Here is a 22,822-nt window from a genome sequence, read left to right on the forward strand (position 1 = left end):
TTAGTGTTTAAAGTGGCGTATTTTACTGAAGACCATCGCCACACCTTTCTCGTTACATGCATCTATGCTTTCTTGATCTCGTATAGATCCACCTGGTTGCACTATCGTAGCAATACCATATTCAGCTGCAATATCAGCACTATCTCCCATTGGGAAGAATGCATCAGAAGCTAGCACTGCACCTCTTGCTTTTTCCCCTGCTTGTTCTAAAGCTATTTTACATGAACCTACTCTATTCATCTGACCAGCACCAATTCCTAAAGTTTGTCTGTCTTTTACTACAACTATTGCATTTGATTTAACATGTTTTACAACTTTTAAGCCAAACTCAATATCTCTTTGTTGAGTTTCATCAACTTTTTTCTCAGTTACACTTTCATATTCATCTGCAAGTTTTTCGTTAAAATCTTGTACTAAGATTCCACCACGAACACTTTTAATTTGTTGTTCATGATTATTATTTTTTTCTGACAGTTTGTAAATACGTAGATTTTTCTTCTTAGTTAGTATTTCTAATGCTTCTTCATCGTAATCTGTCGCTAAAATAATTTCTAAAAAGATATTGTGCATTTTCTCAGCAGTTGCTTTATCTACTTTTCCATTTACTGCAACGATTCCTCCAAAAATCGACACTGGATCCGCTTCATATGCACGACTATATGCTTCAAATACAGAATTTCCTGTCGCTACTCCACATGGATTCATGTGTTTAACAGCAACACACGTAGTTTCATCAAACTCTGAAAGAATATCCAGTGCCGCAGAGGCATCTTGAATATTATTGTATGACATTTCTTTACCATGAAGTTGCACAGCATTTTGCAAAGCATAGCTTTCGTTATTATCCTGTACATAGTGATAAGCTTTTTGATGAGGATTCTCCCCGTAACGAAGACTATCTTGAAGTTTATAAGATAAAGTTAATTTTTCAGGTACTAAATTATCTTTTTTATTGAAGTAATTGGCGATAGCTGCATCATAACTAGCTGTTGTATTAAATACTTTTATAGCTAAAGCACGTCGTGTTTCGTATGAGATTCCTCCTTGTTCAAGTTCTTCAAGAATTTTATCATAGTCATTAATATCAGTAACTACTGCTACATCATTAAAGTTTTTAGCAGCACTTCTTAACATACTAGGACCACCAATATCAATGTTTTCGATGATTTCCTCTTCGCTAACACCTTCTTTTTTAACAGTAGCTTCGAATGGATATAAGTTTACACAAACTAAATCAATATATTCAATGTTATTTTCAGCTACATGTTTATTATGAAGTTCATTACCACGTTTTGATAATAATCCACCGTGAATTTTTGGATGAAGTGTTTTTACACGTCCTTCTAAAATTTCCGGAAAATGTGTAACATCTTCAATACTAATACAGCTTACACCATTATTTTTCAAATGTGTAAAAGTTCCACCTGTACTAATAACTTCAAAACCATGTTTTTCTAAACCTTTTGCGAATTCTACAATATTTGTTTTATCACTTACACTTATTAATGCTCTTTTAGTCATAGTGCCTCCTCAACTAATTTCAATATAACTTCTGGATATAATTTATGTTCTAGTTTATGTACTTTTTCAGTAACAGTTTCTATAGTATCATCTTCTTGTACTTCAAATGATCTTTGAGCGATTACTTCTCCACCATCTAGCTCTTCATTGACATAATGAATACTAATTCCTATTTCCTTCTCACCTGCATTAAAAGCTTGTTCGATAGCATCTTTACCTTTAAATTTCGGTAATAATGATGGATGTAAATTAAGAATAGTTTTTTTATATCTTTCCAAGAAATACGGTGAAATAATTCTCATATATCCTGCTAAAAATATATAATCTAAATCTTTAACTTTCTCAAAAATCACACTTTCGTACGCTTCTTTTGATTCAAAATCTTTCGCTGAAAAGACAAACACTTTAATATTTCTATCGTGAGCTTTTCTAATTACCGTTGCATCTTTTCTATCGCATACTAGTAGCTCAATTGAGATTTTATCTTTTAGTCTTTCATCATCTGCAATTTTTTCGAAATTACTACCTGTTCCTGACGCAAATATCGCTACTTTCTTCATACTATCTCTATTCCACTTTCCTCTGTTACTTCACCAAGGACAAACGCATTATCTATTAATGATAAAGTTTTATCTACATCTTCCTTGTTTACTATTAATGCCATACCTACACCCATATTAAAGATATGGTACATTTCTTCTCCATCAATTTTACCTTTTTCTTGTAGGTACTTAAATATTTCTGGTACTTCATATGAACTTTTATTAATTTTCATACCTAATCCATCTTTTAGAGCACGAGGTAAATTCTCATGGAAACCTCCCCCAGTAATATGAGCTATTCCTGCTACTTTTACCTCTTCTAATACTTTAAGTACTTCTTTTACATAGATTTTAGTAGGAGTTAATAATGTTTTTCCTACTGTACTTCCGTTAAATTGTTCGTTTAAACCAATATTATTATCTTTTAAAATTTTTCTTACTAATGAGAATCCATTAGAATGTACTCCACTAGATGGAAGACCAATTACTACTTGACCAGCTTTAGTATTTTCTGTACTTATCAGTAATTCTTTTTCTTGAGCACCTACACAGAATCCTGCAATATCATATTCCCCGTCTTCATAAAATCCTGCCATCTCAGCAGTCTCTCCTCCGACTATCGCACATCCTGCTTGAACACAACCTTCAGCAACACCTTCTACGATTGCTTCTACTTGTTCAGGATAGTTCTTACCTACTGCTAAATAATCTAAGAAGAATAATGGAATCGCACCTTGAGCTAGTATGTCATTTGCACACATCGCAACAACATCTATACCGATAGTATTATGAATATCTAATTCGAATGCAAGTTTTAGTTTAGTTCCTACACCGTCAGTACCACTAACTAATACAGGATTTTTAAAATTATAGCTACTAAGGTCGAACGCTCCCCCAAAACCACCGATAGCTGACATCATACCAAGATTCTTAGTACGAGCTACGTGTTTTTTTATACGCTCCACACTTTCATAACCTGCTTGTAAACTCACACCACTTTCTTCATACTTTTTACTCATTACATTCTACCCCTCTCTTTTAGAAATTGTATTTGAATATCTGTCATTGAATTAACATAACTTTCTTCATAATCATATAGTCCTGCAGAATAGTCTCCGTTATAGCACTCCATACATAACCCTGTATAAGGTGCATCATAGTTTAAACCAATAGAATCAATTAATCCTTGTTCACTTAGGAATCCTAGTGAATCCGCTCCGATAATTTCGCATATTTCTTCATTTGTTTTATTTGCTGAGATAAGTTCTTGTGTAGTAGAAATATCTATTCCATAGAAACTAGGAAACATTAGCGGTGGACACGCTATTCTTACGTGCACTTCTCTTGCTCCTGCTTCTTTCAACAGTTGAACTATTCTCTTACTTGTAGTACCACGTACTATTGAGTCATCAACTAAGACGATACTCTTACCTTGAACTACTCCTCTTACAGCTGATAGTTTCATCCTTACACCTTGCTCACGAAGTTCTTGAGTAGGTTGAATAAATGTACGAGCTACATATTGATTTTTAATTAGGCCCATTTCATATGGAAGTCCACTTTCCTCTGCATAACCACTAGCGGCTGATAAAGATGAGTTAGGAACCCCAATTACCATATCTGCATCTGGTGTAGGCTGTTCTTTAGCAAGTGTACGCCCTGTTCTTTTTCTAGCACTGTGTACGTTAATACCAGCAATATTTGAGTCAGGTCTAGCAAAGTAAACATATTCCATCGCAGCTATAGCTACTTGTGTATTTTCAGTATATTTCTCGATTCTAATACCTTTATCATTAATAGTAACTAGCTCTCCAGCACCTACATTACACACAAACTCAGCACCAACTACATCTAGTGCACAAGTTTCACTCGCAGCAACATACGCTCCATTTTTCATTTTTCCAATTGCTAAAGGTCTAAAGCTATTTGGATCTACCGCTCCATATAAAGTTTCCTCTGTTAATACTAAATATGTAAACCCACCTTTAATAATATTTAGACTTTCTTTAAGCTGTTCTTTAAAAGTTTCTTTTTTACTTCTTCTGATAAGATGAATAAGTACTTCAGTATCTGAAGATGAATGAAATATTGCACCTTGTTCTTCTAATTCTTTTCTTAAAGTTTTCGCATTGATTAAATTACCATTATGGCAAATACCAACACTCATATCATAGAAATGAAATAAGAATGGTTGAATATTTTGGATACTATTGCTACCGCTAGTTGCATATCTAACATGACCAATAGCACTCTCTCCTACTAATCTTTCTAATTTTTCTTTATCACGAAAGACTTCTGATACTAGACCAAGATCACGATGTCCTCTTAGTTTAGTGCCCTCCTTTGAAACTATTCCAGCTCCTTCTTGACCTCTATGTTGTAAACTATGTAAACCAAAGTATGTTACGTTACTTGCTTCAGGATGTCCCCAAATACCAAATACTCCACATTCTTCATTAAGACTACGCATTTTCTAATCTCCTTAAAACTTCTTCATAAGCTTCCATTACTGAACCTAAATCTCTTCTAAATCTATCTTTATCTAATTTTTCATTTGTATCTTTATCCCAAAGACGACATGTATCTGGAGAAATTTCATCAGCAAGAATTATCTCTCCATCTTTAGTTTTTCCGAATTCAATTTTGAAATCAACAAGTACTAGGTTTGCATCTAAGTACAATTTTTGTAATAGTTCATTGATTTTTAATGCTTGAGTTCTGATATTTTCTAACTCTTCTTCTGTAACGATTTCTAATGCCACCGCATGATCATTGTTAATTAGCGGATCATTTAGTTCGTCATTTTTATAACTTAGTTCAAAAACCGGTTTCTTTAATTTTTTTCCTTCTTCTAAACCGTATTTTTTTGCCATAGAACCTGCTACTATATTACGAACTATTACTTCTAAAGGAATAATAGTAACATGTTTACAAATCTGATCTGTTTCATTAACTTTTCTAATAAAGTGTGTTTTTACACCTTGTTTGTCTAAATACTCGAAGATTAGTGAAGTAATTGTATTATTAAATACTCCTTTACCTTCAAACTCTTCTTTTTTAACACCGTTAAAGGCTGTAGCACTATTTTTATAATGTACATATATTTCATCATTGTTTTCACATTCGAACAGTTGTTTAGCTTTTCCTTCGTATAAAAGTTTCATTATTTTCTTCCCCCTTTGAAATAATTCACACCATTTTTGAAAATATCTTGTTTAACTTTTAATGTATTTGTTTTATATAATGTATCTCCGTATCTTTCGCTGTGACCCATTTTTCCTAAGATAAGTCCATCTTCACTAACCAATCCCTCAGTAGCTAGAACTGATCCATTAGGATTGAAGCGACCGTTTAATGTAGCATTACCATCGAAATCACTATATTGAAAAGCTACAAGATGTTTAAACTTGTTAATATTAAGTCCTACGACTTTACCTTCACCATGACTGAATACTACTTCGTGTTGATCTCCGATATTAAAATCTTGTAACCAAGGAGAGTTTGTATTAGCTACACGAGTAAAAGCTGTAGTTGAAATATGTTCATAACTATCATTTCTGTAAAGTGTTAAATCATCTTCTGCCAACTCTCTAACTTCACCGTATGGTAATAGTCCCGACTTAAGCAACGCTTGGAATCCATTACACACACCTAAGATTAATTTTTTCTGAGCAAGGTGTTTATGAATCGCATCTTTAACTTTTTCATTTTTTAAGAAGTTTACAATGTATTTAGCACTTCCATCTGGCTCATCCCCACTAGAGAATCCTCCAGGGAACATAACTATATGAGACTGTTCAATAGCTTTTGTGAACTCTTCTATTGACTGCTCAATATCATTTTCGCGAGTATTTCTAATAACTACTGTAATTGGTGTAGCTCCTGCTTCTATAAAAGCTTTTTCACTATCGTACTCACAGTTTGTACCAGGGAATACTGGAATAACAACTTTTACATCCTCTACATATTCTGGATAATATTTTTTCTCTTTATATTCTGTATGAAGATTTTCAACATTACCTTTATCTTCATTTTGATATAATGGATAAACTTTATTTAGTGTTTTTGTGTATGCTTCATAAATATCTTTATGCATAAACACTTCGTTATTAATTATAATTCTTTCACTAACTTTTCCTAACTTCTCAAATGGTAGATCAGCTGTAGCTTCAACTACTAGAGATGCTGGATCAAAGTTAAGAATATTTTCTTTTTCAACTTCAAAACCAAGATCATTACCTAGTGACATCTTCACTAATGAAGCGGCGATACTTCCTTCTTCTTGTACATAAGCAGATACTATCTTACCTTCTTTAATATACTTATGAACAAGTTCGTAATTTTCTAAAGTTTTCTTAATATCCGGATATCCTTTTTCATCTTTTTCTACAGGTACATAGTACAATTTATTGCCAACTTTTTTCAGTTCTGGAGTTATTACATCAGCTATTTTTACTGGTGTACAAGCAAATGAAATTAATGTTTCAACCACATTTAAGTCATTGAAAGTACCTGACATACTATCCTTACCACCGATACTTGGTCTACCAATTTCTTTTTGAGCATAAATACTTCCTAATAAACTTTGAGTAACTTTACCCCATTTAGTACTATCAGTACCTAGTTTTTCAAAGTATTCTTGGAATGAGAAGTATAAGCTATCTTTATTTCCACCTACTGCGTAAACTTTAGCTACTGATTCCAACACCGCATAAATTGATGATAGGAATGGTGAGTAGTATGAAATTTTTGGAATAAATCCATATGTTAAGATTGTCGCTGTATCACTTGTTGTATGTAATGTTGGTAAGGCTTGAACACTTGCTTGAACTGGTGTAAGTTTATGTTTACCAGCAAAAGGCATAAGAACTGTAGTGACACCAATTGAAGAGTCGAATTTTTGTGCTAGACCTTTTTGACAAGTTACATTTAACTCTCCTAATTCACTTAAGATATTTTCACGAGTTACTTCTTTATTTAAAAATGGATTAGCAGCAGTATTATCTTTCATCGTTACTGTCGATTTTTGACGAACACCACTTGTTTCTAAGAAATCAGCACTCATATCAACAACTTTCTCATCGTTGTAATACATTTCTAAACGACGTCTATTAGTCACATTCGCAACATGAGCATACTCAATATTTTCTTTCTCGCATTCACGAACAAACGCCTCGTAATCTTTTTTATCAATAGCTACTGCCATACGTTCTTGAGATTCACTTGTAGCTAATTCTGTTGCATTTAATCCTTGATATTTAGTAAGAACTTTTTCTAAATGAATTTCAATACCATCAGAAAGTTCACCGATAGCTACACAAACACCACCAGCACCGAAGTCATTACATTTTTTAATAAGTTTTGTTACTTCTGGTTTTCTAAATAAACGCTGTAACTTACGTTCTTCAGGCGCATTACCTTTTTGAACTTGGCTAGACATTGTATTTAATGAATCGTTAGTATGTTCTACACTTGAACCGCTCGCACCTTGAATACCATCACGACCAGTTCTTCCACCTATCATTACAACGATATCACCATCGACAAGAGTTTCTCGTTTATAATCTCCGTCCTTAACAGCTCCGACTACAGCACCAACTTCCATATGTTTAGCCACATAGCTATCATCATATAATTCACGAACAAAAGTAGTCGCAAGTCCTATTTGGTTACCGTAAGATGAGTTACCATGTGCAGTTCCTTTAGCTATATCTACTTGAGGAAGTTTGTGTTTTAAAGTATCTTCACGTTTTTGTAATACATTACCACTTCCTGAAATACGCATAGCTTGATATACGTAACTACGTCCTGATAGTGGATCTCTAATAGCTCCCCCTATACAAGTACTAGCTCCTCCAAATGGCTCGATTTCACTTGGGTGGTTATGAGTTTCATTTTTGAATTGGATTAACCAACGTTCTTTTTCACCATTATTTTCTATTGTAGTAAAGAATGAACATGCATTAATCTCTTCACTTACTTCAATATTTTCATCTTTTAATACTTTTACATGATATTTACCTATAATACTCGCCATATCCATAAGTGTAATAGGTTTATCGTTACGATCAAGTTCGTCACGCACTTTTAAGTAATAATCAAATGCATCTTGCATCTCTTTTTGGAAAAGTTCTGACTCAATTTTAACTTCATCCAACACTGTCTCGAATGTAGTGTGTCGGCAATGATCACTCCAGTAACAGTCTAATACATAGATCTCAGTTTCAGTAGGAACACGACCTTCTTTTTTGAAATAATCTTGGATAAATACTAAATCTTCAATATTCATCGCTAGAGAAAATTCTTTTTTAAGACCAAGTAACGCATCTTTATCAAACTCTAAAAATCCAGCTAAATCTTTTAGTGGTTTTGGAGTAGAGTCTAGTGTAAAGTTAAGAATTGATAAATCTTTTTTACGAGCTTCAATAGGATTTACTAAGTAGCTTTCTACAAGTTCTAATTGTTCATCTGTAAGTTTCTTATTAAAAAGAACTAACTTTCCACTTCGTACAGTTGCTTTACTTTTTGAGTTAAGCAATCTTATGCTTTCTTTTGCGCTGTCAGCTCTTTGATCGTATTGAGCAGGTAGAACTTCATAAGCAAAGTACTTCCCATCATTAAGCTCAATATCTTCAAACACTTCATCGACAACAATCTCAGAAAACACAGAAGTTTTAGCTAGTTCATAAGTTTCTTCATCAATATTAAAGACATCATAAATTACATACAATTCCACAGAGTCAATATCTAGATTAAATTCTAAGTTCAAGTTATCTCGTAATTGTAATTCTTCTTTATTATATCCATTGCGTTTCTTTACAAAAATTCGTTTGTTAGTCATGTTCTCCTCCTAAAATTACATCACCGTAAAAATTAATATGTCCTACTTTTCTATCTTGGCGTGGTTCTTTTTCATATAAGTGTAGGTAACCACCTTTGTTTTTATACACATCTATATAAAAATCTAAGTCTTGACCTAGGATATTATAGAGTGTTGTTTCTTTATTTTCTATCTTACCTACTTTTAAGCCACAAATTGCTTCAATGTGAGCTCTAAATTGACTCTTCGTCGCACTCTGCATTGTTATATGACCTGAATTGTGAACTCGTGGTGCTATTTCATTAAAAATAACTTTTCCTTCACTAATAAAAAACTCAACAGTAAGTACTCCGTAATAGTCAAAATTACTAAGAATTCTTTTCGTATACTCGATTGCAAGAGCTTCTTGTTCTTTAGTTGCGGTAGTTGGTACTTTCGAACGATATAAAATATTATTTCTATGTTCATTTTCGACTACTGCGACGATATTTACCTCGGCTTTATCTTTAACCGCAACTACCGAGATTTCTTTATCAAGTTTTACGAACTCTTCAAGTAAAGTATATAGTTCTACTTCTTCACTAAAGCTTATTTTTTTCTGACCTTTTCCGTCATAACCAAAGCGTACAGTTTTCATTAAATAAGGCTTTGTTATTTCTACATTTGTATCTTCTTCAACATATATATAATCTACTGTTGGAATATCTAGTTTTCTAGCAAATTCTTTTTCATAATATCTATGTTGAGTTGTTCTTAGTACTTCTGCACTTTGAACAATGTTATATTTTTTCTCTAGTTTTTCTAAAGAAGCGGCATCAATATTCTCAAATTCAAAAGTGATAACATCACTAACCGAACATAACTTTTCAACACTAGCAAAATCATTGAATTCAGCTTGAATAAAAATATCGCTAAAAATTTTTGCACAACAACTATCACTAGGATCTAGAACGGCAATTTTGTAGCCCATCTCCTTAGCGCTCATCGCGAGCATTCTCCCTAGTTGACCACCACCAATTATTCCAATAGTTTTTCCTGGTAATATCGTCTTAATCATAGTTTCATCTCTTCCAATACTATTCTTTCTTGTTCTTTTTTAAATCGTTCGTACTTAGATGCATACTTTTCATCATTAATTCCAAGTATTGATAAAGCACTTATAGCCGCATTTTTAGCTCCAGCTATCCCTATTGCCATAGTTAATACTGGTACTCCAGCAGGCATCTGAACTATCGAATACAATGAATCGACTCCACTAAGAACACTAGATTTAATCGGAACACCAATGACTGGTAATGTCGTCATAGAAGCAACCATACCCGGAAGATGTGCTGCACCTCCTGCAGCCGCTATAATCAACGAATAACCATTACTCTTTGCATTTTTAGAAAATTCAACTAAAAGATCTGGCGTTCTATGTGCACTTACTACTTTTTTATCAAAAGGAATTTCAAACTCTTCCAACAATTTACAAGTTTCTTCCATCGTTGTATAATCCGACTTTGAACCCATAATTACCGCAACTTTCATACTTTAAGCTCCTTTTTTATTTTGAATGTACGTTTTTTAACTATCTATTTACGTAAAACGTTCTTATCGTACGTCTATAATTCAAATTATACTACTTGTTTAAATATTAATCAAGTATAAACAGAATAAAATTCGGATATTTTCAAAAATAATTTGATATATATAATTAAAACAAGAACTTTAATTGTTAATTCTCACATGAATATATAGTTAACATAACGAAAAAACAGATATTCTATATATTCTCGATAGAAAATTAATCTAATCATATTTTATTTGCTCTTATAAAACAAAAAGAACCAACTCTTAAATACATAAAAGTTGATTCTTAATATTTTTTCCTAATAAATTAATTTTATACACGTCATAATAAAAAATTATATTTATAAGGACATTGTTAATATATTATTTGAATATCTTTACCTAATAACTTCATAATTTCCTCTGATGGTTTCTTATCGGTAATAAAATAATCAAAATTACTTATTTTATCGAGTATAAAATTCGCATCTTTATCAAATTTTGATAATTCTGCTACTAGGACTTTGATTTTAGCATTTTCTAACGCTAATTTTTTTACTACTACATCTTCGTAATCGTCTAATGTTATTCCCCCCCCCTTAATGCCTGCAGCTCCTGTAAATACTATATCAAAACTAATAGACTTTAATATTTCAATGTCATTACCATAATAAAATCTTTGTTTCTTAAAAAATTCTCCACCTAATAGATGAAAATCAACATTTTCATTCTCACTTACTGTTATCGCTACATCTAGAGAATGAGAATATACTTTTGTATTCTTAGGTAACTCTTCTACAATTTTAGTAGTTATTGTAGAAGCATCTACGAAATATACCCCTTCTTCTTTCAGCAGTTTTTGTGCTTTTAATGCTATCTGCGCCTTAGAAGGCGTTAACTCTCTTAGTCTTTCCTTATACGAACTTATATTGGTTCTATCTTTAGGTAATATTAATCCACCATGTGTTCTTTGGACATCTTGGCGTTCACCCAAAATTCGAAAATCACGTCTAATAGTATCTCTTGATACACCAAGGTACTCCACTACTTCTTTAGCAGATACCTGTCCTTTTTCATTTAATAATTCAAGTATTTTTTCTAATCTCTGTTCTTGATACATTTTTTCACCTTATATCTTCTTAACAAAATTTTCAATAGCATATGCTACACCGTCTTCATTATTTGATTTAGTAATATAGTCAGCATACTTTTTTACATCGTCAGTTGCATTATCCATGACAACTGAATATCCTACAGTTTCAAACATTGGTATATCATTTTGACCATCGCCGAATGCTAATAATTCATTTTTCTCTAATTTTTCAAGTTTACTAATATACTCAATTCCTTTTGATTTCTTAGCATTTTTATGAGTAATTTCTAAATATCCACTAAGCGATCTTTGAATAGTTAATTCTTCTTTAGAAAATTCTTTATCTACGTAATCTGCAATTTCATCAAAGATTTCTTTATTATATTCTATAAAAGAAACTTTAAAAATGTCCTTTTCTTCTTTAAAATATTCATTAAAATCGACAACATTTACATCTACATGTACAATTTTGGCTTCTGATAATATTCCATCATTTTTTTTATCCGTATTCCAATTCTCTATATCATATAAACTAATACTTGTATTCGGGAATTGATTTCTTATATCTAAAACTAACTTTTTAGCCAATGAAAAATCAATAGGTTCTTTGTGCAATATTATTATTTCTTTATCTATTTTCTCGAAGATTAATCCTCCATTAAATGATACATGAACACCGTCGATTTCTAACGAATCAATTGTTTTCTTCAATTTTTGAGGAGAGCGTGCAGATACAAGAGTAAAAGGCAATTTACTCTCCTTTATAGCACTTATATTTACTTCGCTTATTTCTCCATTACTATTAAGAACTGTTCCATCCATATCTGAAAATAAATGTTTAATCATAAAATTCCTCCGAGTCTAATTATCTATGCATTTATATTAACATACTATTTAAGTTTTTTCAAGTATTTTTAAGTATTTATAATTGATTTTAAGTTTTTTAATCTATTTTTTATAAATTAACCCAAATAAAATTAAAAAGGATAGCGAAGCAGTCATTACAACTACAACGCTATCCTAAGTCTAACTTTTTGAGGTCAGATCATGTTCTGAGTGTTCATTTAATTAGAATTTAATTTTTTCTTCAATATATTGTTTTAATTCAGCGATTGGAATACGAGTTTGTTCCATAGTATCTCTATCACGAACAGTTACCATTCCATCATTTTCTGATTCGAAGTCATAAGTGATACAGAATGGAGTACCAACTTCGTCTTGTCTTCTATATCTCTTACCAATTGATCCAGTCTCATCGAAATCAACCATAAAGTCTGCAGCTAATTGTTGATATACTTCAACAGCTTTATCACTTAATTTTTTAGAAAGTGGTAATACTGCTGCTTTAAATGGAGCAAGAGCTGGATGGAATTTAAGAACTGTACGAGTATCATTTTCTCCAACCTCTTCTTCATTGTATGCATCACATAAAAATGCTAGAAGAACACGGTCAACCCCTACAGATGGTTCAATACAGTATGGGATGAATTTTTCATTTGTACTTAAGTCTTGGTAAGTTAAATCTTGACCAGAGTGTTCCATATGTTGTTTTAAGTCGTAATCCGTTCTTGAAGCAATACCCCAAAGTTCTCCCCAACCGAATGGGAATTTGAACTCGATATCAGTAGTTGCATTAGAGTAGTGTGATAATTCTTCTTGATCGTGGTCACGTAGACGGATATTTTCTTTAGTCATACCTAAATCTAATAAGAATTTTTCACAGTTATTTTTCCAAGTAGTGTGCCAATCTAATTCAGTTCCTGGTTCACAGAAAAATTCTAATTCCATTTGTTCAAATTCACGTGTACGGAAGATGAAGTTACCTGGTGTAATTTCGTTACGGAATGATTTACCAATTTGTCCAATACCGAATGGTAATTTTTTACGCATACTACGTTGAACGTTTTTGAAGTTAACGAAGATACCTTGTGCTGTTTCAGGACGTAAGTAAATTTGGCTTGTAGAATTTTCTACTACACCTTGGTTAGTTTTGAACATAAGGTTAAATTGACGAATGTTAGTGTAGTCATGGCTACCACATTCTGGACATTTAATGTTTTCACGATCGATAATAGCTTCTAATTCTTCGAATGGAAGACCATCTACTACTACATCTTCATTTTTTTCATTGAAGTAGTATTCTTCGATTAGTTTATCAGCACGAAGACGTGATTTACAAACTTTACAGTCCATCATAGGGTCACTGAAGTTACCTACATGTCCTGATGCTTCCCAAGTACGTGGGTTCATGAAAATAGCCGCATCTAACCCTACGTTATATGGTGATTCTTGAATGAATTTTTTCCACCATGCTTTTTTTACATTATTTTTTAATTCTACACCTAGTGGACCGTAATCCCAAGTATTAGCTAATCCACCATAAATTTCAGATCCTTGAAATACGAATCCTCTATTTTTTGCTAGAGATAAAATTTTCTCCATTATTGTTTCCTCCTAATTTTTAAAATATAAAAAGCCCTAGATATGCCGAAGCATATCTAGGGACGAAATAATTTCCGCGGTTCCACCCTGATTAGTAAAAACTCAACTTTAATAATATTAAATTGTATTTAATGCCAATATTGTTGCTGAACTTTCACCATCATCAGCTCGCTTTCTTATTTTACATTCTATCACTAAATTTATAAATTTTCAAGTTAAATAAATAAAAATATCATGAATACGTTTACTTATAAATGATAAATTATTTAAGTTAAATTTTTAGCGTATTATTTTCACCATTATATACAACTTTTAATCAATAAGGTTGTACTCATTATTTATAGATGTTATAATAGAAAATGATTAAAATTTAATAAGGAGGGTCTATGAGATTTTCATTAACTCGTGGTAATGTTAACCACCTACTTCTTAGTGGAATTATTTATATACTAGCTGTATTCGTTATTCCACTTCAACTCCCTCGAAATATTAGTGTTGATAGTCGTGTAACTATTGTGTTATTATTATCTTTAACAGCGACCTTTATTCTTGGTTTTATTTCTAGAAAAGGAACTAATGATTTAGATAGACAACAGTCACAATATAACCTTATCACCCTATTTGCAATTGGAATTATTGGGTTTATTTCGATGATGTTACTACAAGGACTTCTAAACGGTTTGTTAGTATACCTATCAAACTTTTTTAGCTTTCCTACTAAAAGTAAAAACACAAGTAACGTTGTTGAAGTAATAAAACTAAAACCATACTTCGTACTATATGTAGCTGTACTAGGACCAATAATGGAAGAATTATTCTTTAGAAAAGCAGTATTTGGATATTTTTACGACGCAATGATAGGTAGTAAAAAGTGGATAAGATTCACTATTCCTGCATTAATCACAGGAATAATATTCGCACTACCTCACGATGGATTTTCACCAATTATGATCGTTTATATCGGAATGTCTTTCGTATTTTCTTATCTATATTTACATACTAAGAGAATAATTACACCTATCGTAGCTCATATTTTAATGAATAGCTTAGTAGTTCTAGTACAATTTTTCGTAAATTAGGAGGTAAATATGTCATCAAAAACTTGGTTATCGTCTAACTACTTTTTACAATTTTTAGTAACAGGGACTTTCTTACCATTCTGGATGGTTTATCTGACTTCTGTAAAAAACTTAAGCGTTCTAGAGGCCAGTTCAATATTCTCAATGCTGTATTTCGCTAGGGTTATCAGTGGTATATTTTTAAGTCCGTATTTAATAAAAAAATACAACTTAAATATTACGATGAAATTGTCTGTGGCTTCGGGTCTTATCCTTGCGGTAAGTTATGGATTCACGAACGAAAAAATATTACTAGGAATTATCACGTTCCTATTCGGATTAATTTACTTCATGATTAATCCACTTGTAGAAGGTTTAGCTTCATTATTTTTACGTGAAGAAAATATAGACTACGGGAAAGCACGAACATACGGATCGCTTGGGTATACAGTTGTTGGTATATTTATCGGAGGAATTTTAGGATATGTAGGTAATGGAGCTCTATATTACATACTAATATTTTTAGTAGCACTATATTTAATGTTTATGTTCCTACCACAACCAAAATTAGTAAAAAACTTAAACTTAGATAATAACAGTAACAGCGATAAAGAAGAAAGCCTATATGGCTGGGTATTAAAAGATAGAAATGCGATATTATTAATAGTAACTATTTTCTTATACCAACTTTCTCACACAGCATACAACAATTACAACGCTATATATTTAGAAAGTATGAACATATCAGCTAAATGGTTATCGGGAGTAATCTTAAACGTATCGGTAATCGCAGAAATTATCTTCTTTATCTTCTCAAAGAGATTGGTAGATAAAATAAAACCAAAAAATCTATTGGTGTTCGCGGGAGTTTGCGCCGTGATACGTTGGGCAGCCTTAGCGACTTTCCATAATATTTATGTATTTACAGTAATGCAAACATTCCATGCGATAACATTCGCAGTTGCACATATAGCATTCATCTTAATGCTAAATAGAGATTACAACAATAAAGAAATAATAGATATGCAAAACCTGTATACAGCTATTTGTTTCCAACTAAGTATGGCTATAGGACTGTATATTATGGGAGCATTATGGGATATTAGTACTTCATATGTGTTCTACGCATCAGCAATCATCGCAGCTATAGGAACAGTAGTGGCAACCAGATTAAAAGCAATAAGATAAGAATAAAAACAACCTTCAAACATCAGAAACAATCTGAGTTTTGAGGTTGTTTTTGTGTATAAAAATTAAATCTGGGATTGAAATTTTTCAATACACCGGATTTAGTACACAACCGATAAAAATCACTATAAAAAAAAAGGAGTTTGAAATCAAACATCCTTTTTTTAATTCTTCGTCAGTATTATTTAACTGCGTGAGTTTTTGGTAATGCTTTTTTAGCTGCTTTAATTTCTTTAACAACTTTTCCGTCTTTATCAACGATTACAGTTTTACCATCTTTATTTACTACTTTGTATCCATCTTTTGGATCTAGACCTTGTTCTTTAAGGTAACGTGCATTTTTTTGTTCTGGAGTTTCGTTTAAGATGTAGTAATTTCTTTCTGCTTTTTTAGCAGAGTTTTGAATTTTTTGGAATTTTTGTACATATACGTTACGTACTTTTAAGAAAGCATCATTGTATGCTTTGTCGTAAGCTGCTTTGATTTCAGTATAGTTGTGAGATCCACCTTCAACTGCATCTAAAGCTTTTTTAGCTGCTACTACTGCAGGATCTTTAGCTGCTTCAGCAGCGATTTCTCCAGCATGTCCGCTTAGGTACTCTTCTACTGTACGAGCACTTACGAATTCAGTTTGTGAATTGTAAGCATCGTTAACTCCTCCACCAACTGTTGGTTGATCATATGCACCTGGTTTATTTGCTCCACCATTGATTGGGTTTTCGTTAGCTAAAGCTGGTGTTACAGTTGCTGCTAATAATCCAGCTGATAATACTGATAATAATACTTTTTTGTTCATAGTATTAAATCTCCTTTTCATTAATAATATTATTTTTTAATACGATCGTATTCGTATATATTGTTATTATATTGAGTTTTGTAATAAAAGTCAAGTTATTTTCTTAAGTTTTTTAAGATTTTTTGTTAAAATTAGGCATTAAATAGGCATTTTTCTATTCCATTACTATTTTCATATAACATTTAGTTGACATATTTCCCTGTAAATATAACTTAGGTAAATAATTTTAATACAACTATATATAGATTAAATAATTTATTAAATCATCTGTTATTTTTTATACTCATTACACTAAATTACTTCGTAAATAAGCATTAACTAGTTTATGTGTTTGCTCTACTGAGTCTACATGTGTTCTTTCGTAAGAGTGACTTGACTCTATTCCTGCACCTAATAGCGCATGTTTTACTTCTGCTCCTGCTCTCATGGCGGCTGAAGCATCACTTCCATAATATGGATATATATCTAGTTTGTATTCTATTCCATTTTCTTTCGCTAGATTTACTAGGTGATTTCTGAATTCATAGTTATATGGACCACTAGCATCTTTTACACAGATAGATACTGTATATTCATCTGTTTGTTGGTCATCGCCCATTGCACCCATATCTACCGCAAGGTATTCTACCGCTTCTTTCGGAAGACTTGAGTTTGCTCCATGACCTACTTCTTCAAACACACTAAACATAAAGTTTGTTGTATATGGAAGTGCAATATTTTCTTCTTTATATATTCTTAGTAAGTCTAGTAAAATTGCTGCACTCACCTTATCGTCTAAAAATCTACTCTTAATGAATCCTGTATCTGTTATAATAGTTCTAGGATCAAAACTAATGAAGTCTCCAATATCAATACCTAAGTCGCGAGTTTCTTTTTTGTTGGTTACCTTCGCATCTAATCTTACTTCCATATTATCTTCTGTACGTTCTACAGTACCCGCATCTCTATATACGTGTGTGCTAGTTTGATGAACTAAGATAGTACCACTTACTGTTTTTCCTGTACTCGCTACGTGTACAAGACAGTTTTCTCCTTCAATCATGTTCCAAGGATAACCACCGACTTTAGCTAATTTAAGTCTTCCGTCTGGTTTTATGGCACGAACCATAGCGCCTAGAGTATCAACGTGAGCAGTAACTACACGATGTTTAGAATCATCTTTTCCTTTTACTACTACATTCACTCCACCTTTATTAGTTCTTATTGGATTGTAGCCAAGTCTTTCTAATTCTTCTACTAAGTAATCAGAGATTTCTTTAGTATAACCTGTAGGTGATACTATACTTGTTAGTTTTTTTAAATAATTTATTGTTTCTTGCATTGGAATTCTCCCTTCTATTAAAAAAAGACTCATGCAAAGCATGAGTCTTAAAATATGTTTCGTAGTTATTATGCTTTGTTTCTTGAACCGAAGATATCGATTTTTTCGTGAACCATAGCTTTAATAGCTTCAAATCCAGGGTTTAATAATTTACGAGGGTCGAAACCTTTAGGTTTTTGATCTCCACCTTCTTCAATGTATTTACGTGTAGCTTCAGCAAATGCTAATTGACATTCAGTGTTAACATTAACTTTAGATACTCCTAGAGAGATAGCTTTTTGGATTTGCTCAGTTGGGATTCCTGAACCACCGTGTAATACTAATGGAATTCCACCAGTGATGTTAGAAATTTTTTCTAATGTTTCAAAGCTTAATCCAGCCCAGTTTTCTGGGTATTTACCATGGATGTTACCAATACCTGCAGCTAGGAAGTCGATTCCTAAGTCAGCCATTGTTTTACATTCGTTTGGATCAGCTAATTCACCGCTACCGATAACTCCATCTTCTTCACCACCGATTGAACCTACTTCACACTCGATAGAAAGACCTTTAGAGTGAGCTAAAGCGATCATTTCTTTAGATTTAGCGATGTTTTCTTCGAATGGATAGTGTGATCCGTCGAACATTACTGAACTAAATCCAGCTTCGATAGCTTTTTGAGTCCCTTCGTATGAACCATGGTCTAAGTGTAATGCTACAGGAACTGTGATTTTCATTTCTTCTACCATAGCTTCAACCATAGCTGCTACAGTTCTGAAACCAGTCATGTATTTAACTGCTCCTTCACTTACTCCTAAGATTACTGGACTTTTTGCTTCTTCACAAGCTGCTAAAATAGCTTTTGTCCATTCTAAGTTATTGATGTTGAAATGCCCTACTGCATATCCTTCTTTTCTTGCTTTTACAAGCATGTCTTTTGCTGGTACTAATACCATGTTGTTTGTCCTCCTTAAATAACTACTTACTATATATTATAATACTACACTTTTTAGAAAAAATAAACTATTTTCTTTTATAATTTTCAATTAAGTGTAATATTTATTAAATTTTAACATATTAATTCTTCTATTCTTTGGTATCACAAGTTTTCTCTGTTAACGTATACATAGTTAATTTTTTAGTTTTTATAAATTCGCACTTTAAACTTTCTAACTTGATTTTTTTAAAATTTTCATTTATTTAAACTATTTAATTTTTTCTCTAAATTTATTTATTATACTAGTACACCTCTAGAATTTGAAAAAATCACCCCAAAACTAGTTGTTTATACTAATATTTGAGGCGATATATTATACTTTTTTTACTATTTATCTAATTTAGACATAGTTTCAACCATGTATTCAGGAATTTCTGTTTCAAAATATAAATGTTCTCCTGTGATTGGGTGGTTGAATTCGATACTTTTTGAATGTAGTGCTTGTCCATTAGTATTTAATGTTTTTCTTGGACCATATACTGGATCTCCTACTAATGGGTGGTTGATGTATTTCATATGTACTCTAATTTGGTGAGTACGACCAGTTTCTAATTCACACTCGATAAGTGTATATTTCTCGAATCTATCTACTACTTTAAAGTGTGTAATAGATGGTTTCCCTTCATCGATAACTGCCATTTCTTTACGTTCTTTTGGATTACGAGCTATTGGAGCATCAATTGTTCCGTAGTCATGTTTGATACTACCGTGAACAAGAGCATAATATTTTCTCTTAACATCTTTATTCGCAATCATTTCAGATAATTTAACGTGTGCTTTATCATTTTTCGCAACGATTAATAGTCCTGAAGTATCTTTATCTATTCTGTGAACAATACCAGGTCTAATAGTACCATTAATACTTGAAAGTTCACTGTGGAATAATAAGGCATTAACTAATGTTCCATCTTTGTGACCTACTGATGGGTGAACAACCATACCTTTAGCTTTATTTACGATAATTAAATCATCATCTTCATATACAATATCAATTGGAATATCTTGTTTTACAACGTCTAATTCTTCAGGTTCCTTGTATTCAATAGTAATAACATTTCCGTCTTTTAATTTATAATTTGTTTTAATATTATTTCCATCTACTTTAATATAACCTTCAGAAATTAAGTTCTGGATATTTGTTCTAGAAACATCTGTTAATTCTTGTTGTAAAAATTTATCGATTCTTTCACTTTTCGGTGAAGTATATATAATTTTTTGTGTATCCATTACTTCCTCCTTTTTTCATACTATACTATCTTAACATATACATTCAAAAAAACAAAATGAAATATAGTAGAAATGTTTTAAAATATGGTACTTCTTTTAGATTTAAAACTTAATATTTTATAAATAGAATAAATTAATCAATTTCTATCTCTTTCACTATTATTCTTTCTATATTATAATATTATAGAAAGAATTAATGAACATTTTGTGTGAGTTACTTTATTTATAAAACATTACTCACAATACAACTATTGAAAAAGGAGTGGATTTTTTGGAAATTAATAGATTACATGTAGATTTTGACCTTCAAAGTAAGTATGAACCTAAAGGAGATCAGATAAATGCGATTGCCGAACTTACTGAAGGTTTAAATAATGGAGAAAAATATCAAACTTTACTGGGGGCTACAGGTACGGGTAAAACATTCACCATAGCTAACATTGTGAAAAATGTAGGCAAACCTACCCTAGTTCTAGCTCACAACAAGACACTAGCCGGACAACTTTATAACGAGCTTAAAGAGTTTTTCCCGAATAACCGAGTTGAGTATTTCGTTTCATACTATGATTACTTCCAACCAGAAGCATATGTTCCATCGACAGATACTTATATAGAAAAAGATTCTTCAGTAAATGACGAAATCGATAAACTTCGACACAGTGCAACATCATCTTTATTCGATCGTGATGATGTAATTATAGTTTCGAGTGTCAGCTGTATATATGGATTGGGATCTCCAGAAGAATATTCTTCTCTAGTGCTATCATTACGCGTTGGAGATGAAATAAGTCGTAATAAAATGTTAGAAAAACTTATTAGTATTCAATATATGAGAAATGATATCGAGTTTACTCGTGGTACTTTTAGAGTTCGTGGAGATGTTATTGAAATTTTCCCAGCATCTCGTAGTGAAAATTCGGTTCGTGTAGAAATGTTTGGAGATGAAATCGATCGTATTCGTGAGATTAATCCACTTACTGGTGAAGTATTAAGTGAACTAGAACATATAGCAATCTACCCTGCCAGTCACTTCGTAGCTGGTGATGAAAAAACTAAAGAAGCAATTAAAAGAATTCGTGCTGAACTGGAAGAAAGACTAAAAGTTCTTAATATGGAAAACAAACTACTAGAAGTTCAACGCCTTGAACAACGTACCAACTACGACCTTGAAATGATGGAGGAGATGGGATTTTGTTCTGGGATAGAAAACTACTCTCTTCACCTTACTCTTCGTGAACCTGGTAGCACACCTTATACATTACTAGACTACTTCCCTGATGATTGGTTACTCGTGGTAGATGAGTCTCACGTTACTCTTCCACAAGTTCGTGGTATGTTTAACGGAGATAGAGCTCGTAAACAAGTTCTTGTTGATTATGGATTCAGATTACCTACAGCTTTAGATAATCGACCATTAAACTTCGAAGAATTCGAGAAAAAATTAAATCAAGCTATTTTCGTATCAGCGACACCTGGAGATTTCGAACTAGAACACAGTACAAAAATTACTGAACAAATTATTCGTCCTACAGGATTATTAGATCCTATTATCGATATTCGCCCAGTAAGCGATCAAGTCTTCGATATAACTAAAGAAGCTGAGAAGATTATAGCTAAAGGAGAACGCATTCTAATCACTACTCTTACGAAAAAGATGGCAGAATCTCTTACTGCTTATCTAAAAGAAAATGGTCTAAAAGTAGAATACCTACACTCTGATATAAAAACTTTAGAACGAACTGAAATAATTAGAAATCTACGTCTTGGTAAATTCGATATTCTAATAGGAATTAACCTACTTCGTGAAGGATTAGATATTCCTGAAGTTTCACTAGTAGCTATTCTAGATGCAGATAAAGAAGGATTTTTACGTGGAGATAAAGCACTTCTTCAAACGATTGGACGTGCAGCTCGTAATGCAAACGGTCGTGTAATAATGTATGCTGACAATATTACTCGAAGCATGAGAAAAGCAATAGATGAAACAAATCGACGTCGTGAAATTCAAATGTCTTACAATGAAGAACACGGAATAACTCCTCAAACTATTATCAAAGATATTCGAGATTCTATAAGTGCTAAGAAAGAAGTCGCTAAAGATGATGAAATTCTAGAACTTGAAGAAAGTGCAAATATCAACGATGATAACATCGAAGAACACTTAGCAGAATTAGAACAACAAATGTTCGCTGCCGCAGAAAAATTCGAGTTTGAACAGGCCGCGAAACTTCGTGACACCATCGCAGAACTTAAAGAAAAATATAAATTATAAAAAGGGCTGGCCTAT

General features: G+C 32.2%; 18 protein-coding genes. 3 read left to right on the forward strand and 15 right to left on the reverse strand.

Annotated features, from left to right (window positions below; all coding sequences use genetic code 11):
• The 11 genes from purH to ACWOA3_RS03075 all read right to left on the reverse strand — a co-directional run bounded on the left by purH (window position 1) and on the right by ACWOA3_RS03075 (window position 13,969).
• Complete coding sequence (gene purH / locus ACWOA3_RS03025) at window positions 1-1,521, reverse strand: bifunctional phosphoribosylaminoimidazolecarboxamide formyltransferase/IMP cyclohydrolase (RefSeq protein ID WP_456884024.1); 1,521 nt, start codon at window positions 1,519-1,521, stop codon at window positions 1-3.
• Window positions 1,518-2,081 (reverse strand): phosphoribosylglycinamide formyltransferase, encoded by a 564-nt coding sequence (gene purN / locus ACWOA3_RS03030; protein ID WP_456884027.1) that lies wholly within the window; start codon window positions 2,079-2,081, stop codon window positions 1,518-1,520. The genes purH and purN overlap by 4 nt, the downstream gene beginning before the upstream one ends.
• On the reverse strand, window positions 2,078-3,082 hold the full coding sequence (purM, locus tag ACWOA3_RS03035) for a phosphoribosylformylglycinamidine cyclo-ligase (protein ID WP_456884029.1): 1,005 nt from the start codon (window positions 3,080-3,082) through the stop codon (window positions 2,078-2,080). Before purM ends, purN begins: the two co-directional genes overlap by 4 nt.
• Window positions 3,082-4,533, reverse strand: a complete 1,452-nt coding sequence (purF, locus tag ACWOA3_RS03040) for an amidophosphoribosyltransferase (RefSeq protein WP_003145928.1) — start codon at window positions 4,531-4,533, stop codon at window positions 3,082-3,084. The genes purM and purF overlap by 1 nt, the downstream gene beginning before the upstream one ends.
• Complete coding sequence (gene purC, locus ACWOA3_RS03045; protein WP_003145926.1) at window positions 4,526-5,227, reverse strand: phosphoribosylaminoimidazolesuccinocarboxamide synthase; 702 nt, start codon at window positions 5,225-5,227, stop codon at window positions 4,526-4,528. Before purC ends, purF begins: the two co-directional genes overlap by 8 nt.
• Window positions 5,227-8,904: a phosphoribosylformylglycinamidine synthase gene (locus ACWOA3_RS03050; protein ID WP_456884032.1), complete on the reverse strand. Its 3,678-nt coding sequence runs from the start codon at window positions 8,902-8,904 to the stop codon at window positions 5,227-5,229. The genes purC and ACWOA3_RS03050 overlap by 1 nt, the downstream gene beginning before the upstream one ends.
• Entirely contained in the window at window positions 8,897-9,940 is a 1,044-nt protein-coding gene (locus ACWOA3_RS03055) for a 5-(carboxyamino)imidazole ribonucleotide synthase (RefSeq protein ID WP_456884033.1), read from the reverse strand. Before ACWOA3_RS03055 ends, ACWOA3_RS03050 begins: the two co-directional genes overlap by 8 nt.
• The gene (purE, locus tag ACWOA3_RS03060; RefSeq protein WP_456884036.1) at window positions 9,937-10,413 is read right to left on the reverse strand and encodes a 5-(carboxyamino)imidazole ribonucleotide mutase; all 477 of its coding nucleotides are present in this window, start codon (window positions 10,411-10,413) and stop codon (window positions 9,937-9,939) included. The genes ACWOA3_RS03055 and purE overlap by 4 nt, the downstream gene beginning before the upstream one ends.
• A gap of 397 nt (window positions 10,414-10,810) precedes the next feature.
• Window positions 10,811-11,554 (reverse strand): DeoR/GlpR family DNA-binding transcription regulator, encoded by a 744-nt coding sequence (locus tag ACWOA3_RS03065; RefSeq protein ID WP_456884038.1) that lies wholly within the window; start codon window positions 11,552-11,554, stop codon window positions 10,811-10,813.
• Between the two features lie 9 nt (window positions 11,555-11,563).
• The gene (locus ACWOA3_RS03070; protein ID WP_456884042.1) at window positions 11,564-12,373 is read right to left on the reverse strand and encodes an HAD family hydrolase; all 810 of its coding nucleotides are present in this window, start codon (window positions 12,371-12,373) and stop codon (window positions 11,564-11,566) included.
• A gap of 222 nt (window positions 12,374-12,595) precedes the next feature.
• Window positions 12,596-13,969 carry a glycine--tRNA ligase gene (locus tag ACWOA3_RS03075; protein ID WP_003145920.1) on the reverse strand — a complete coding sequence of 458 codons (1,374 nt, stop codon included), beginning with the start codon at window positions 13,967-13,969 and terminating at the stop codon, window positions 12,596-12,598.
• 386 nt (window positions 13,970-14,355) lie between these two features.
• Here ACWOA3_RS03075 and ACWOA3_RS03080 point away from each other — a divergent pair, with 386 nt between their 5' ends.
• Together ACWOA3_RS03080 and ACWOA3_RS03085 are read left to right on the forward strand one after the other, a co-directional pair.
• Window positions 14,356-15,048: a CPBP family intramembrane glutamic endopeptidase gene (locus ACWOA3_RS03080; RefSeq protein WP_456884044.1), complete on the forward strand. Its 693-nt coding sequence runs from the start codon at window positions 14,356-14,358 to the stop codon at window positions 15,046-15,048.
• A 9-nt stretch (window positions 15,049-15,057) separates the two neighbouring features.
• A complete protein-coding gene (locus ACWOA3_RS03085; protein WP_003145916.1) occupies window positions 15,058-16,215 on the forward strand; it encodes an MFS transporter in 1,158 nt (385 codons plus the stop codon).
• 181 nt (window positions 16,216-16,396) lie between these two features.
• Here the strand turns inward: ACWOA3_RS03085 and abpA are convergent, their stop codons facing one another.
• The 4 genes from abpA to ACWOA3_RS03105 all read right to left on the reverse strand — a co-directional run bounded on the left by abpA (window position 16,397) and on the right by ACWOA3_RS03105 (window position 20,535).
• Window positions 16,397-17,011: an amylase-binding adhesin AbpA gene (abpA, locus tag ACWOA3_RS03090; protein ID WP_456884046.1), complete on the reverse strand. Its 615-nt coding sequence runs from the start codon at window positions 17,009-17,011 to the stop codon at window positions 16,397-16,399.
• Window positions 17,012-17,297: 286 nt separating this feature from the next.
• Window positions 17,298-18,332 carry a M42 family metallopeptidase gene (locus tag ACWOA3_RS03095; RefSeq protein WP_456884048.1) on the reverse strand — a complete coding sequence of 345 codons (1,035 nt, stop codon included), beginning with the start codon at window positions 18,330-18,332 and terminating at the stop codon, window positions 17,298-17,300.
• Between the two features lie 68 nt (window positions 18,333-18,400).
• Window positions 18,401-19,267: a class II fructose-1,6-bisphosphate aldolase gene (fba, locus tag ACWOA3_RS03100; RefSeq protein WP_003145913.1), complete on the reverse strand. Its 867-nt coding sequence runs from the start codon at window positions 19,265-19,267 to the stop codon at window positions 18,401-18,403.
• Between the two features lie 368 nt (window positions 19,268-19,635).
• Complete coding sequence (locus ACWOA3_RS03105) at window positions 19,636-20,535, reverse strand: RluA family pseudouridine synthase (RefSeq protein WP_442566673.1); 900 nt, start codon at window positions 20,533-20,535, stop codon at window positions 19,636-19,638.
• A gap of 271 nt (window positions 20,536-20,806) precedes the next feature.
• Here ACWOA3_RS03105 and uvrB point away from each other — a divergent pair, with 271 nt between their 5' ends.
• Complete coding sequence (uvrB, locus tag ACWOA3_RS03110; RefSeq protein WP_456884050.1) at window positions 20,807-22,807, forward strand: excinuclease ABC subunit UvrB; 2,001 nt, start codon at window positions 20,807-20,809, stop codon at window positions 22,805-22,807.
• Window positions 22,808-22,822 lie beyond the last annotated feature (15 nt).

The organism is Gemella taiwanensis, assembly GCF_054054385.1.

Bases quoted from the DNA above. Each gene is read 5' to 3' on its own strand.
- ACWOA3_RS03085 (WP_003145916.1), top strand. From the start codon at position 15,058: ATGTCATCAAAAACTTGGTTATCGTCTAACTACTTTTTACAATTTTTA.
- ACWOA3_RS03050 (WP_456884032.1), bottom strand. From the start codon at position 8,904: ATGACTAACAAACGAATTTTTGTAAAGAAACGCAATGGATATAATAAA.
- fba (WP_003145913.1), bottom strand. From the start codon at position 19,267: ATGGTATTAGTACCAGCAAAAGACATGCTTGTAAAAGCAAGAAAAGAA.
- purF (WP_003145928.1), bottom strand. From the start codon at position 4,533: ATGCGTAGTCTTAATGAAGAATGTGGAGTATTTGGTATTTGGGGACAT.
- ACWOA3_RS03095 (WP_456884048.1), bottom strand. From the start codon at position 18,332: ATGCAAGAAACAATAAATTATTTAAAAAAACTAACAAGTATAGTATCA.
- ACWOA3_RS03105 (WP_442566673.1), bottom strand. From the start codon at position 20,535: ATGGATACACAAAAAATTATATATACTTCACCGAAAAGTGAAAGAATC.
- purC (WP_003145926.1), bottom strand. From the start codon at position 5,227: ATGAAACTTTTATACGAAGGAAAAGCTAAACAACTGTTCGAATGTGAA.
- abpA (WP_456884046.1), bottom strand. From the start codon at position 17,011: ATGAACAAAAAAGTATTATTATCAGTATTATCAGCTGGATTATTAGCA.
- purN (WP_456884027.1), bottom strand. From the start codon at position 2,081: ATGAAGAAAGTAGCGATATTTGCGTCAGGAACAGGTAGTAATTTCGAA.
- ACWOA3_RS03075 (WP_003145920.1), bottom strand. From the start codon at position 13,969: ATGGAGAAAATTTTATCTCTAGCAAAAAATAGAGGATTCGTATTTCAA.
- ACWOA3_RS03055 (WP_456884033.1), bottom strand. From the start codon at position 9,940: ATGATTAAGACGATATTACCAGGAAAAACTATTGGAATAATTGGTGGT.
- purH (WP_456884024.1), bottom strand. From the start codon at position 1,521: ATGACTAAAAGAGCATTAATAAGTGTAAGTGATAAAACAAATATTGTA.
- ACWOA3_RS03065 (WP_456884038.1), bottom strand. From the start codon at position 11,554: ATGTATCAAGAACAGAGATTAGAAAAAATACTTGAATTATTAAATGAA.
- purM (WP_456884029.1), bottom strand. From the start codon at position 3,082: ATGAGTAAAAAGTATGAAGAAAGTGGTGTGAGTTTACAAGCAGGTTAT.
- purE (WP_456884036.1), bottom strand. From the start codon at position 10,413: ATGAAAGTTGCGGTAATTATGGGTTCAAAGTCGGATTATACAACGATG.
- ACWOA3_RS03070 (WP_456884042.1), bottom strand. From the start codon at position 12,373: ATGATTAAACATTTATTTTCAGATATGGATGGAACAGTTCTTAATAGT.
- ACWOA3_RS03080 (WP_456884044.1), top strand. From the start codon at position 14,356: ATGAGATTTTCATTAACTCGTGGTAATGTTAACCACCTACTTCTTAGT.